Source organism: Cohnella faecalis (assembly GCF_003570905.1).
In the GTDB taxonomy this organism is placed as follows: Bacteria; Bacillota; Bacilli; order Paenibacillales; family Paenibacillaceae; genus Cohnella; species Cohnella faecalis.
In genome coordinates, this window is sequence record NZ_QXJM01000016.1 from 21,656 (window position 1) to 34,300 (window position 12,645).

Consider the following 12,645-nt stretch of genomic DNA (forward strand, 5'->3'; position numbering starts at 1 on the left):
GGGTATAGAATGGCAAAATTGCAAATCACCCTCGTCCGCAGCCTAATCGGTCGTCCGGGAGTTCAACGTCAAACCGTGCAATCGCTCGGTTTGAGCAAATTGAACCAAACTGTTGTTAAAGAAGACAATGCGGCCATCCGCGGCATGGTTAACCATGTTAGCCACCTGATCGAAGTTAAAGAAGTATAAACCGACTCTTTATGCGGTCATGCGTGAAAAGCGCATGACGCTAAAGGGGTACAACACTCAAGGAGGTGCGACGTACGATGAAATTGCATGAGCTCTCTCCTGCTGAAGGCTCCAAGTTCAGCAGCAAGCGTGTCGGCCGCGGTGCCGGCAGCGGTCTCGGCAAAACATCCGGTCGCGGTCACAAAGGGCAAAACGCCCGTTCCGGTGGCGGCGTACGTCCCGGATTCGAGGGCGGCCAAAACCCTCTGTACCGCCGCGTTCCGAAGCGCGGTTTCAACAACGACCGTTTCGCTACGGTTTTTGCGATTGTTAACCTGAATCAATTGAACGGATTTTCAGCTGGCACGGAAGTAACTCCGGAATTGCTGCTTTCCGAAGGGATCCTCAAGAACCCTAAAGACGGCATCAAAATCCTGGGCAACGGCGAACTGAACGTGCAACTTACGGTTAAAGCACACAAGTTTTCGCAATCCGCTGTAGAAAAAATCCAGGCCGCCGGCGGTAAAACCGAGGTGATCTAATGTTCAGGACCGTCACAAACATTTGGAAAGTCGAGGACCTTCGCAAGAGGATCCTGTTTACCCTTTTCATCCTGCTGGTGTATCGGATCGGCGCATTTATACCCGTTCCGAACATTAACAAGGACGCGCTTGAAGCGGCTAATCAACAGGGCAGTGACCTGTTCGGCTTGCTCAACACGTTCTCCGGCGGCGCATTGTTCAAATTCTCCATCTTCGCGCTAGGTATCATGCCGTACATCACGGCATCGATCATTGTGCAGTTGCTGTCGATGGACGTCATTCCGAAATTCACCGAGTGGCAAAAAGAAGGCGAAAATGGCAAGCGCAAGCTGGCGCAGGTAACCCGTTACGGGACGGTCATCCTGGGGCTCATCCAAGCCTTCGCAACGGCGATCGGTTTCAACCGGCTATACAACCAAGAGATGGTAATCGACCCAACGTTTGCGACCTACACGATGATCGCCATCGTTCTGACCGCCGGTACGTCTTTCCTGATGTGGCTTGGCGAGCAGATCAACGAGAAGGGGATCGGGAACGGAATTTCCGTTCTTATCTTCGCGGGTATCGTGGCTTCGTTTCCAACTCACGCGCGTGAGATTTACGCAACGGAGTTCATCGACGCCGACCAAATCTTCTTTAACGTTCTTAAAGTAGTGGCCATTCTGGTTGTGATCATTCTGATCATCGCTGCGGTCATTTTTGTTCAGCAAGGTGTTCGCAAGATACCGGTACAATACGCTAAAAGGGTAGTCGGACAGAAAATGTACGGCGGCCAATCGACCCATATCCCTCTCAAGGTAAATGGTGCGGGCGTTATTCCGGTCATCTTCGCATCGTCGCTGTTAATGTTTCCGGTCACGATTGCAAACTTCTGGTCCACTCAAGCTTGGGCGGATTGGGTCATCAAGAACATGTACTACACCCAGCCGCTCGGCATGGTGCTGTACGTGCTGCTGATCGTCGGATTCACTTTCTTCTACACATTCGTTCAATTCAATCCGCAGCAAATGGCGGATAACATGAAGAAGAACGGCGGTTATATTCCGGGCATTCGTCCCGGCAAGCCGACACAGGGTTATCTGATGAAGCTGATCACCCGAATTACGCTGTCCGGCGCTATCTTCCTCGCTCTAATATCGGTTCTGCCGGTATTCTTCGGGAAAATTGCCGGATTGCCTCAAACCGTTCAATTGGGAGGCACCTCGCTCCTCATCGTAATCGGCGTTGCGCTGGAGACGATGAAGCAGATCGAGAGCCAACTGATCAAACGTCACTACAAAGGTTTCATCAACAAGTAAGACCGCACGGGAGGATTACGCAATGAACATTTTGTTTATGGGGCCTCCTGGCGCCGGCAAAGGAACGCAAGCCGAGCGGATCGTCGATACATTCGGCGTTCCGCACATCTCCACTGGCGATGCGTTTCGTCTCGCGATGAAGCAAGGCACTCCGCTCGGAGTGAAGGCGAAGGAGTTCGTTGACCAAGGCCTTCTCGTTCCGGACGAAGTGACGAATGGCATCGTACGCGATCGGCTTGCGGAGCCCGACTGTTCCAAGGGGTTCTTGCTCGACGGTTTTCCGCGAACGCTCGCTCAAGCCGAGGCGCTGGATGAAATGTTGGCCGACATGGGCCGCAAGATCGATCACGTCATTAACTTGAAGGTAGACCGCAGCTTCTTGCTCGCTCGCCTGACGGGACGACGGATTTGCAAATCGTGCGGTTCCACTTATCACGTCATGTTCAATCCGCCGAAGCAAGACGGCGTATGCGACAAGTGCGGAGGAGAGCTTTACCAGCGCTCGGACGATACGGAAGAGAAAGTCGGCACCCGGCTTGACGAATATTCGTCCAAGACGGCGCCGCTTCTGGCATACTACGGCGACAAAGGACTGCTCCGCGAAGTGGACGGGGAGAAGGACATCGATGCGGTTACAGCCGAGATCGGTTCCCTTCTGAGAGGGTAATCGGCCATGATCGTATGCAAGTCCGAAACGGAACTGAACTTGATGCGGGAAGCCGGCCGGATAGTCGCCGAGACGCACCGTCTTATGAAAGAGGCGGTCGTACCGGGCGTCACTACCGCGGAACTGGACCGGATTGCGGAAGCGTACATCCGGAGTCAGGGCGCCGTTCCTTCCTTCAAAGGCTATAACGGTTTTCCGGCCAGCATATGCGCTTCCACGAACGAGGAGCTCGTTCACGGGTTCCCTGGACCGCGGAAGCTCATGGAAGGCGACATCATCAGCATCGACATCGGCGCGCAGTACAAAGGTTATCATGGCGATTCGGCCTGGACCTACGGTGTCGGGACGATATCGGAAGAAGCGCAGCGTCTTTTGGACGTGACCGAAGCATCGCTATATGCGGGCCTCGAGCTTGTCCGCCCCGACGTCCGGCTGTTCACCGTATCGCACGGCATCCAAAAAGTCATCGAAGAGGCGGGCTTCTCCGTCGTCAGAGAATATGTCGGTCACGGCATCGGCTCTAACTTGCACGAGGAACCGCAAATTCCGAACTACGGCGTTCCCGACCGCGGCCCAAGGCTTAAAGCGGGAATGACGCTGGCGATCGAACCGATGGTTATCGTCGGAGATCGGAAAGTGAAAACTCTCGCGGACAAATGGACGGTCGTCACGGTGGACGGATCGCTGTGCGCGCATTTCGAGCATACGGTTGCCGTAACCGAGGACGGGTATGAAATACTTACTCGTGCTGAGGTCAGGTGAAAAGCAATGACGGTTAATGCGAAGCTTGAGCCCGGGATCTCGTAAGGAGTCGGCGCGGCAGAGATGAAGGGCAGCTTTCCGTTGTGATCGCCCTGGTAGACGAGCGATCCGCGCTCGTGGCCGACGGCGATCATCGCCGATTCGATCGGCCCAAACGTAAAAACGTGCTGCATCTCGAACCGCTCGGATTTCGAAGCGACGAAGTGGCAAGCAGTCTTCAGGATACCGGCCGCGTGACCAACGCGAAGCTCCGGTATGCGATCGAAGCTGCCGAGCGACGACTCGAAGCGCATGCTGAAGAGAAAGGAGAATGACGGTGGCCAAAGAGGACGTCATCGAGGTAGAAGGAACGGTTATCGAACCGCTGCCGAATGCGATGTTCAAAGTGGAACTCGAGAACGGACACCAGATTCTGGCGCACGTATCCGGCAAGCTTCGGATGCATTTCATCCGGATTTTGACGGGGGATAAAGTGGTTATTCAACTTTCGCCATATGATCTGACGCGGGGCCGTATCACCTACCGCAAATAAAGTTCGTCCGGTCTACCGAACCACAAGGAGGTAATTAACATGAAGGTTAGACCTTCGGTCAAGCCGATTTGCGAAAAATGCAAAGTCATTCGCCGCAAAGGCAATGTGATGGTTATTTGCGAAAATCCGAAACACAAACAAAAACAAGGCTAAGAGGAGGTGCTCTAACGCATGGCACGTATAGCTGGTGTTGACCTTCCCCGCGACAAGCGCGTGGAAATCGCCCTGACGTACATCTACGGCATCGGCAAAACGACTTCCCAGAAGCTGATCGCTTCGACAGAAGTTAACCCGAACACGCGCGTTCGCGACCTGACGGAAGACGAGCTGGCTCGTCTGCGCGAAGCAATCGACAAATCGCTCAAAGTAGAAGGCGATCTTCGCCGCGAAATCGCTTTGAACATCAAACGTCTCGTTGAAATCGGCTGCTATCGCGGTGTACGTCATCGCCGTGGACTCCCGGTTCGCGGTCAACGCACGAAGACAAACGCCCGCACGCGCAAAGGTCCGCGTCGTACGGTAGCTAATAAGAAGAAGTAAGAAAGGAGGATAACCTGCATGGCACAAAAAGGGAAGAAAGTCGTCCGCACAAAGCGTCGTGACCGGAAGAATATCGATACGGGCGTAGCACACATCCGTTCGACGTTCAACAACACGATCGTGACGATCACTGATCCTCACGGCAACGCGATTTCTTGGGCGAGCTCCGGAAACCTTGGTTTCAAAGGCTCGCGTAAAAGCACTCCGTTCGCAGCGCAAATGGCAGCTGAGACTGCAGCTCGCGCAGCAATGGAGCACGGCATGCGCGTAGTCGAAGTCATGGTTAAAGGCCCGGGCGCTGGACGCGAAGCGGCGATTCGTTCGTTGCAAGCTGCAGGCCTTGAAGTCAGCATGATCAAAGACGTAACGCCGATCCCGCACAACGGCTGCCGTCCTCCGAAACGCCGTCGCGTATAATCGCGCCGCAATGTGGTATCAAACAAGAACAACTTGTGAATAATGGTTGTATTGGTTAGGCATACTACATGGTTTACCCCCTGAATGATTCTCCTCACGATGAGGTTGAACGATAGCGGCACGGTAAACAAACGGCAACGTCAGCGACGTTTTGAAGGAGGGTTATGGTTGTGATTGTGATCGAAAAGCCGAAAATCGAGTCAGTGGATATTCATGAAGACAAAAAATACGGTAAGTTCGTCGTCGAGCCGCTGGAACGCGGCTACGGGATGACGTTGGGTAACTCCCTTCGCCGTATTCTTCTGTCGTCCTTGCCGGGCGCAGCCGTCATATCGGTACAGATTGACGGAGTTCTTCATGAGTTCTCCACGATCCCGGGCGTCATTGAGGATGTAACCGAAATTATCCTCAACCTGAAGCGTTTGTCGCTCAAGATTCACTCCGATGAGGAGAAAGTTTTGGAGATCGACGCAGAAGGCGAAGGCATCGTGACGGCCGGCGATATTAGAGCCGACAGCGATGTGGAGATTTTGAATCCGGATCTGCACATTGCAACTCTGGCTTCAGGCGCGCGTCTCCATATGCGCATCTTTGCCAGACAAGGTCGCGGCTACGTCCCGGCGGATCGCAACAAGAAGGAAGATCAGCCGATCGGCGTTATTCCGATCGATTCGATCTACACGCCTATTACCCGCGTCAACTATCAAGTCGAAAACACCCGTGTAGGCCAAGTGACCAACTACGACAAGCTCACGCTCGAAGTTTGGACTGACGGAAGTATTCGACCGGAAGAAGCGGTCAGCTTGGGCGCTAAGATCTTGACGGATCACTTGTCGCTGTTCGTCGGTCTTACGGACGAAGCCAAAGATACCGAAACAATGAAAGAGAAGGAAGAGGACAAGAAAGAGAAAGTGCTTGAGATGACTATCGAAGAGCTCGATCTTTCCGTCCGCTCCTACAATTGCTTGAAACGCGCCGGCATCAATACGGTTCAAGAGCTGATCACGAAAACCGAAGAGGACATGATGAAGGTTCGCAATTTGGGCCGCAAGTCCTTGGAGGAAGTTCAAGAGAAGCTCGAAGAGCTCGGATTGGGCTTGCGCCTCGAAGAATAAGCAGCAAAGGAGGGAATACAGATGGCTTATCAGAAACTTAGTCGCGATTCCAGCTCGCGGAAAGCTCTTTTCCGTGACTTGGTAACCGACCTTTTCCTTTACGAGCGTATCCAAACGACCCAAGCGAAAGCGAAGGAAGTTCGCTCTATCGCCGAAAAACTGATCACCCTCGCCAAACGCGGCGACCTGCACGCTCGTCGTCAGGTGGCGGCATTCGTGCGTCGGGAGACGATCGACGGCAATCAGGACGCCATCCAAAAACTGTTCTCCGAGTTGGCGCCGCGCTATGCGGAACGTCCAGGCGGCTATACCCGCATCTTGAAGCTGGGACCCCGTCGTGGCGACTCCGCTCCAATGGTATACCTGGAACTGGTTGACCGCGCGTAAGATACGGAGCAAAGAAGGATGGACCGAATCGAGCATTCGGATCATCCTTTTTTTGTGGGCTCCGGGATAGACGTAACGGAGGGTCAGCATGCGGAACATTGCTATGATCGTCAGCTATGACGGTACGAATTACAGCGGCTTTCAGAGCCAGCCGGGGTGCCTTACAATTCAAGGCGAGCTGGAAAAGGCTTTGTTCGTTCTGACGGGACAGCACATTCGCGTCAATGGCTCGGGCAGAACGGACGCCGGCGTTCATGCCAAAGGTCAGGTCATTAATTTCCGTACCGACTGCGGCATACCGGTCGAACGCTTCGCGCTTGCGATCAATGCTCGTCTGCCGGGCGATATCGTCGTTCAATCCGTTTACGAGGCGCCTCAAGAGTTCCATGCTCGTCATGATCCTAAATCCAAGACGTATCGATATTCGATCCTTTGCAGCCGCTTTGCCGACGTATTCCGGAGAAAGTACGAGCTGCACCATCCAACGCCGCTTGATTTCGCCGCGATGGCCAAAGGGCTTGAACATTTGATCGGAGAGCATGATTTCTCGTCCTTCGCTTCTCCGAAGTCGACGAAATCTTCCCATGTGAGGACGATCTATGAGTGCAGGCTGGAGGTCGAGACGCTCCTCCCATTCGAGGATACCGATGCATGGCGTTATCCGGGCAAGCAACGGGGACGAATTCATTTGTACGTGAAGGGTAACGGGTTCTTGTACAACATGGTTCGCATAATCGCGGCTACCGTTATTCTGATTGGCGAAGGCAAGCTGAGCCCGTCCGATATGGCGAGAATTCTGGTCGCCAAAGACCGGTCGCAGGCGGCTCCGACGGCAGCGCCTCACGCACTGTCCTTATGGGCGCTCGATTATGGCGAAGTCTTCGGAGACAAGCCTGAAACGCCCGATGAAGCCTAAAATATCGCTTGCTTAAAGAGGCGATTTGCTGTACAATAATTTTTGTGCCTTCTTCACGGCTTCCCACGGCCCCAGTGAAGAAATGTCACACCGCTTTCGTATGCTTCCAAACGCACTCTTGTCTCGGGACGTGCGACATACGGATTCTACTTAAAATAGAGACGCCCGCAAGAAGATAAGTAATGACGGAACATATACAATTGCGAACAATAGCTTAAACGGCATAAATTTTGAAGGAGGATGTTTCATGCGCACTACTTACATGGCCAAAGCGAACGAAGTCGAACGCAAATGGTATGTGATCGACGCCGAAGGCAAAACGCTCGGACGTCTGGCAAGCGAAGCGGCATCGTTGATCCGCGGCAAACACAAAGCGGAGTTCACTCCACACGTCGACACGGGAGATTTCGTCGTTGTAATCAACGCCGAGAAGATCGTCCTGACCGGCAAAAAGCTTCAACAAAAGAAATACTACACGCACTCCCACTATCCGGGCGGTCTGAAAACGACGACAGCAGGCGACTTGCTGAACAAGTTCCCTGAGCGTCTGATCGAGTTCGCCGTACACGGCATGTTGCCGAAGAACAAGCTCGGCCACCAACTCAAAACGAAGTTGAAAGTGTACGCCGGAGCAGAGCATCCTCATCAAGCCCAACAACCTGAAGTTTACGAACTTCGCGGATAAGAATAAGGGAGGACTTACGAATGGCACAAGTTCAATATATCGGAACGGGCCGCCGCAAGCACTCCGTCGCACGAGTTCGTCTCGTGCCGGGTGAAGGCCGCATCGTTATCAACCAACGTGAAATCGACGAATATTTCGGCCTTGATACGCTGAAACTAATCGTCAAGCAACCGCTTGTCTTGACTGAGACGGGCAGCAAATACGACATCCTCGTATTGACGCACGGCGGCGGAATGTCCGGTCAAGCCGGCGCAATCCGTCACGGAATTTCCCGCGCATTGCTCAAAGCGGACCCTGAATTGCGTCCGTCGTTGAAACGCGCAGGCTTCCTGACTCGCGATCCGCGTATGAAAGAGCGTAAGAAATACGGTCTCAAAGCGGCTCGTCGCGCGCCTCAATTCTCGAAACGTTAATCTCGCCGAACATGTCTTCTTCGCCGCAATCGCTGGCGGAGGAGGCATTTTCTTTTTCGGGGAATACACTGGATTTGGCAGTCTTTTATGGGGCGAATGTCCGGTAAAACTTCGGAACAACGATTGAACAACCTACCTGTAAAGCGTATAATAGTACTAATTTCTTACGAGCTTACTTGGTTTTCGCAGATTCAACTGGATAACTGGAGGGTCTTACGATGAACTTGTTGGAGAAAGAAGCAATCATTCGGCAGAAGGCTGAGGAATTCGAGAACGCGTCTCCCGAGACGATTATCGAGTGGGCGGTTCAAACATTCCCGAACATTACATTTGCATGCAGCTTCGGAGCCGAAGACGTGGTTTTGGTAGACATGCTGCAGAAGATCAGTCCGAAGACGGACATCTTCTATCTGGATACGGACTTCCACTTCAAAGAAACGTACGAAACCCGTGACCGTATGGTCGCTCATTACGGGCTGGAGTTCGTGCAAGTGAAGCCGAAGATTACTCCGGAGGAGCAAGCGGCCGAGCATGGCGAAGAGATGTGGAAAAGCGATCCTAACGGCTGCTGCAACATCCGCAAAGTCGAGCCGCTTACGCGTATTCTGTCGCAGTACGAGGCATGGATCACCGGTATTCGCCGCGATCAAGCGCCGACCCGCGCTAACGCGAAGAAAGTCGAATACGATACGAAGTTTGGTTTGGTTAAATTCAACCCTATCGCAGACTGGACATCCGAGCGCGTATGGGAGTATATCCGCGAGAACAATATCATCTACAACCCGCTGCACGACAATTACTATCCGAGCATTGGCTGCGAGCATTGCACGCGCCAGGTTATGCCTGGCGAGGATCCTCGCGCGGGACGTTGGTCGGGCAACGAAAAAACCGAGTGCGGATTGCACAAATAAAGATTTCACACACCAGCAAAGTTTAAAGGAGCTACTCAAATAATGAGCGCAATTTTGCCGCATGGCGGAACATTGATTAACCGAGTTGCCGAAGGCGCGGAACGAGAGAAGCTTCTGTCCGAAGCTGCGGCACTGACAGCCATTCCCGTTAATGCGTGGACGATATCGGATCTGGATCTGATCGGCGTAGGCGCTTTCAGCCCGTTGACCGGCTTCATGAACAAGCAGGATTACGATTCGGTCGTGAACGACATGCGTCTTTCGAACGGTCTCGTATGGAGCATTCCGATTACGCTGGCGATCACTTCCGATCAGGCCTCGCAGCTGTCTGTCGGTCAGCGCGCCGCGCTGGTCGGTGAAAAAGACGGAATCGTGTACGGCACGATCGATATCGACAGCATCTATAAGGTCGACAAGAAGCACGAAGCGGTGCAAGTGTTCAAAACCAACGATATAGAGCATCCAGGCGTCGTGAAGCTGTTCGATCGTCCGGATACTTACGTAGGCGGCTCGATCCGCGTGCTGAACCGTCCCGTACCGGAGAAGTTCAACGAGTACTATTTTACGCCGGAGCAAACCCGCCAAATCTTCGCCGAGAAAGGCTGGAGAACGGTCGTTGGCTTCCAGACCCGCAATCCGGTTCACCGGGCTCACGAGTATATTCAGAAGGCCGCTATGGAGATCGTAGACGCTCTCTTCTTGAATCCGCTCGTCGGCGAGACGAAATCGGACGATGTTCCTGCCAACGTACGAATGAAAAGCTACGTCGCTCTGCTTAAGAACTATTATCCGGAAGACAGAGTATTCCTCGGAGTGTTCCCGGCAGCGATGCGCTATGCAGGGCCTCGTGAAGCGATCTTCCATGCGATGGTTCGCAAAAATTACGGCTGTACCCACTTTATCGTGGGCCGAGACCATGCGGGCGTAGGCGATTACTACGGCACCTACGAGGCGCAGGATCTGCTTCGTTCCTTCCCGGTTGAAGAGCTCGGCATCACGCCATTGTACTTTGAACACAGCTTCTTCTGCACGAAATGCGGCAATATGGCTTCGAGCAAAACTTGCCCGCATGGCAAGGAGCATCACCTGACATTGTCGGGTACGAAGGTTCGCGCGCTTCTGCGCGAAGGAACTTGCCCGCCGCCGGAATTTTCTCGTCCGGAAGTTGCTGAAATTCTGATCGATGGCATGGCTGAAGCAAGCAAGACGTACGCTATATAAGCTGGCATAAATGTCCACCTTGTCCCATATGATGTAGGGAACTTTCCCTGGGACGGGGTGGATTTTATTGTTTGGACAAAGAGCGAGAAAGCGAATCGGCATGCTGAGCGTACATCGGCGGTTCGTGGTATGGATGACCCGGCGGGGTTGGATCCGTCTGACCGTGGCCGCTGGATTGATGCTGTTGACGACGGTCGTCTTTTTCACGGAAATTCCTACAGCCCGAACTTGGACGCACTGGACGCATCCGATGTCGGGCATCGTCATCGCGCTCGATGCCGGTCACGGCGGGGCGGACGGAGGCGCGGTAAGCAAGGACGGAATTATCGAAAAGGACATCAACATGGCCATCGTTCTTCATCTGAGGGACTACTTGCAGCAAGCTGGCGCTCTCGTGCTGCTCACGCGCGAAGGCGATCACGATCTGGCTTTGCCGGACACGAAGGGCCATTCAAGGCGCAAAACCGAGGATTTGATCGAGCGGGCGGAAAAAGTGCAAGAACAAAGAGCGGATTTGACAATAAGCGTACATATGAACAGTATTCCATCGCCAAAATGGTCGGGAGCCCAGACGTTCTACCATCCAAGGAACCCGGAGAGCAAACGTCTTGCCGCCGATATTCAAGCGGAAATTCGGGAAGCGCTCGGCAACACCGACCGGGTAGCGAAGCAAGCCGACAAGACGGTTTACTTGCTGAAGACGCTGGAGATGCCGACCGCTCTAGTGGAGGTCGGATTTTTGTCCCATCCGGAAGAGTCAAGGCTGCTTGCCGACGAAGAGTACCAGAGGAAGGTGGCGGCTTCCATCTACCGAGGCATTCTGAGGTTTAACTCCGGCAGCGGAGAAAGGGCAAAGTAACGAGCTGTGCTATAATACGGATGGACAGGATATTGGCAAAGGCTACAGTGGAGGTCAATCAGATGCTGACTAGAGAAATCGTGTTGGAAAGCTTGCAGACGATATCGGAGCCAACGCTTCGCCGACCGTTAACCGAACTCGGTCTAGTCCGCGATATCGTCGTGAGGGATGGTTCCGTATCTTTGACTATCGTTATTCATCCGGATAGCGAAGCGGCTCGATCCGCCATAGAGAAGGAAGTAACCGACTCGCTGGCCCGAATCGAATCTTCCGGTACACCTCATATCCGATACCGCATTATGACCGAGCATGAACGCTCGGAAGCGGCAATCAAGCTCGAGACGGCTGCTGAGCCGACTGTACAGCCCTCTGAGCCTGCTGAGAAGGCAGCGCCGATTAAGGGGCATGGGGCGGGCTTGGAGCGCGGGACGCTGCTTAGCAAGGAGAGCGGAGTCGAGTTCATTGCAATCGCCAGCGGCAAGGGCGGCGTCGGCAAGTCGACGGTCACCGTCAATCTCGCCGTAGCGCTCGCGCGGCGCGGCAAGAGGGTAGGCTTGATCGATGCGGATATTTACGGCTTTAGCGTTCCGGACATGATGGGCATCGAAGAACGTCCCGAGCAGGCGGGGGAGAAGATCATCCCCATCGAGCGATACGGCGTCAAGGTCATGTCGATGGGCTTCTTCGTAGAAGGCAACAGCCCGGTCGTATGGCGCGGTCCCATGCTAGGCAAGATGCTTCGCAACTTCTTCGCGGAGATCGAGTGGGGCGAGCTGGATTATTTGCTGCTGGATTTGCCGCCGGGAACGGGAGACGTCGCGCTGGACGTTCATCAGATGATTCCGCAAAGCAAGGAAATCATCGTCACTACCCCGCATGCGACAGCTGCATTCGTAGCGGCCAGAGCAGGCTCGATGGCTATTCGCACGGAGCATGAAATACTGGGCGTCGTGGAGAATATGTCGTATTACGAGAACAAAGACGGCGAGAAGGATTACGTCTTCGGCCGCGGAGGCGGAGGGAAGCTGGCGGAGACGCTGAACACGGATCTGCTCGCGCAGTTCGCGCTAGGAGCGCCGAACAATCATCCTTCCGAGCCAGACTACTCTCCATCCGTCTACAAAGCGGACTCGCAGACGGGACGCGAATATTTGGCGCTGGCGGATGCAGTTATCCGCAAGTGCGGGAAATAACGAACGAAAGCGGAACCTT

General features: G+C 53.9%; 19 protein-coding genes. All 19 read left to right on the forward strand.

Features of this window, described 5'->3' with window-relative positions:
- Nucleotides 1–9 precede the first annotated feature (9 nt).
- The 19 genes from rpmD to D3H35_RS02425 all read left to right on the forward strand — a co-directional run bounded on the left by rpmD (nt 10) and on the right by D3H35_RS02425 (nt 12,626).
- The gene (gene rpmD / locus D3H35_RS02335; RefSeq protein WP_119147608.1) at nt 10–189 is read left to right on the forward strand and encodes a 50S ribosomal protein L30; all 180 of its coding nucleotides are present in this window, start codon (nt 10–12) and stop codon (nt 187–189) included.
- Nucleotides 190–266: 77 nt separating this feature from the next.
- Nucleotides 267–710 carry a 50S ribosomal protein L15 gene (rplO, locus tag D3H35_RS02340; RefSeq protein WP_119147609.1) on the forward strand — a complete coding sequence of 148 codons (444 nt, stop codon included), beginning with the start codon at nt 267–269 and terminating at the stop codon, nt 708–710.
- A complete protein-coding gene (gene secY / locus D3H35_RS02345; protein WP_119147610.1) occupies nt 710–2,008 on the forward strand; it encodes a preprotein translocase subunit SecY in 1,299 nt (432 codons plus the stop codon). Before rplO ends, secY begins: the two co-directional genes overlap by 1 nt.
- Nucleotides 2,009–2,030: 22 nt before the next feature.
- Entirely contained in the window at nt 2,031–2,675 is a 645-nt protein-coding gene (locus D3H35_RS02350) for an adenylate kinase (RefSeq protein ID WP_119147611.1), read from the forward strand.
- 6 nt (nt 2,676–2,681) lie between these two features.
- Complete coding sequence (gene map / locus D3H35_RS02355) at nt 2,682–3,437, forward strand: type I methionyl aminopeptidase (RefSeq protein ID WP_119147612.1); 756 nt, start codon at nt 2,682–2,684, stop codon at nt 3,435–3,437.
- Between the two features lie 83 nt (nt 3,438–3,520).
- The gene (locus D3H35_RS02360) at nt 3,521–3,751 is read left to right on the forward strand and encodes a KOW domain-containing RNA-binding protein (protein WP_325049988.1); all 231 of its coding nucleotides are present in this window, start codon (nt 3,521–3,523) and stop codon (nt 3,749–3,751) included.
- A gap of 2 nt (nt 3,752–3,753) precedes the next feature.
- Nucleotides 3,754–3,969: a translation initiation factor IF-1 gene (gene infA / locus D3H35_RS02365; RefSeq protein ID WP_035121186.1), complete on the forward strand. Its 216-nt coding sequence runs from the start codon at nt 3,754–3,756 to the stop codon at nt 3,967–3,969.
- Nucleotides 3,970–4,008: 39 nt separating this feature from the next.
- Nucleotides 4,009–4,122 (forward strand): 50S ribosomal protein L36, encoded by a 114-nt coding sequence (gene rpmJ / locus D3H35_RS02370; RefSeq protein WP_003333770.1) that lies wholly within the window; start codon nt 4,009–4,011, stop codon nt 4,120–4,122.
- Between the two features lie 18 nt (nt 4,123–4,140).
- Nucleotides 4,141–4,509, forward strand: coding sequence for a 30S ribosomal protein S13 (gene rpsM / locus D3H35_RS02375; RefSeq protein ID WP_119147613.1), 369 nt, complete (start codon nt 4,141–4,143; stop codon nt 4,507–4,509).
- 18 nt (nt 4,510–4,527) lie between these two features.
- The gene (gene rpsK / locus D3H35_RS02380; protein ID WP_119147614.1) at nt 4,528–4,926 is read left to right on the forward strand and encodes a 30S ribosomal protein S11; all 399 of its coding nucleotides are present in this window, start codon (nt 4,528–4,530) and stop codon (nt 4,924–4,926) included.
- A gap of 170 nt (nt 4,927–5,096) precedes the next feature.
- Entirely contained in the window at nt 5,097–6,041 is a 945-nt protein-coding gene (locus tag D3H35_RS02385) for a DNA-directed RNA polymerase subunit alpha (RefSeq protein ID WP_119147726.1), read from the forward strand.
- A 21-nt stretch (nt 6,042–6,062) separates the two neighbouring features.
- Nucleotides 6,063–6,428 (forward strand): 50S ribosomal protein L17, encoded by a 366-nt coding sequence (rplQ, locus tag D3H35_RS02390; protein ID WP_119147615.1) that lies wholly within the window; start codon nt 6,063–6,065, stop codon nt 6,426–6,428.
- 88 nt (nt 6,429–6,516) lie between these two features.
- Entirely contained in the window at nt 6,517–7,344 is an 828-nt protein-coding gene (truA, locus tag D3H35_RS02395) for a tRNA pseudouridine(38-40) synthase TruA (protein ID WP_119147616.1), read from the forward strand.
- A gap of 247 nt (nt 7,345–7,591) precedes the next feature.
- Nucleotides 7,592–8,029 carry a 50S ribosomal protein L13 gene (gene rplM / locus D3H35_RS02400; RefSeq protein ID WP_119147617.1) on the forward strand — a complete coding sequence of 146 codons (438 nt, stop codon included), beginning with the start codon at nt 7,592–7,594 and terminating at the stop codon, nt 8,027–8,029.
- Nucleotides 8,030–8,049: 20 nt separating this feature from the next.
- The gene (gene rpsI, locus D3H35_RS02405) at nt 8,050–8,442 is read left to right on the forward strand and encodes a 30S ribosomal protein S9 (protein WP_119147618.1); all 393 of its coding nucleotides are present in this window, start codon (nt 8,050–8,052) and stop codon (nt 8,440–8,442) included.
- A 218-nt stretch (nt 8,443–8,660) separates the two neighbouring features.
- A complete protein-coding gene (locus tag D3H35_RS02410; protein WP_119147619.1) occupies nt 8,661–9,353 on the forward strand; it encodes a phosphoadenylyl-sulfate reductase in 693 nt (230 codons plus the stop codon).
- Between the two features lie 42 nt (nt 9,354–9,395).
- Complete coding sequence (gene sat / locus D3H35_RS02415; RefSeq protein WP_119147620.1) at nt 9,396–10,574, forward strand: sulfate adenylyltransferase; 1,179 nt, start codon at nt 9,396–9,398, stop codon at nt 10,572–10,574.
- Nucleotides 10,575–10,674: 100 nt separating this feature from the next.
- Entirely contained in the window at nt 10,675–11,433 is a 759-nt protein-coding gene (cwlD, locus tag D3H35_RS02420; RefSeq protein ID WP_119147727.1) for an N-acetylmuramoyl-L-alanine amidase CwlD, read from the forward strand.
- A gap of 62 nt (nt 11,434–11,495) precedes the next feature.
- Nucleotides 11,496–12,626: a P-loop NTPase gene (locus D3H35_RS02425; RefSeq protein WP_119147621.1), complete on the forward strand. Its 1,131-nt coding sequence runs from the start codon at nt 11,496–11,498 to the stop codon at nt 12,624–12,626.
- The last annotated feature ends 19 nt before the right edge of the window (nt 12,627–12,645 follow it).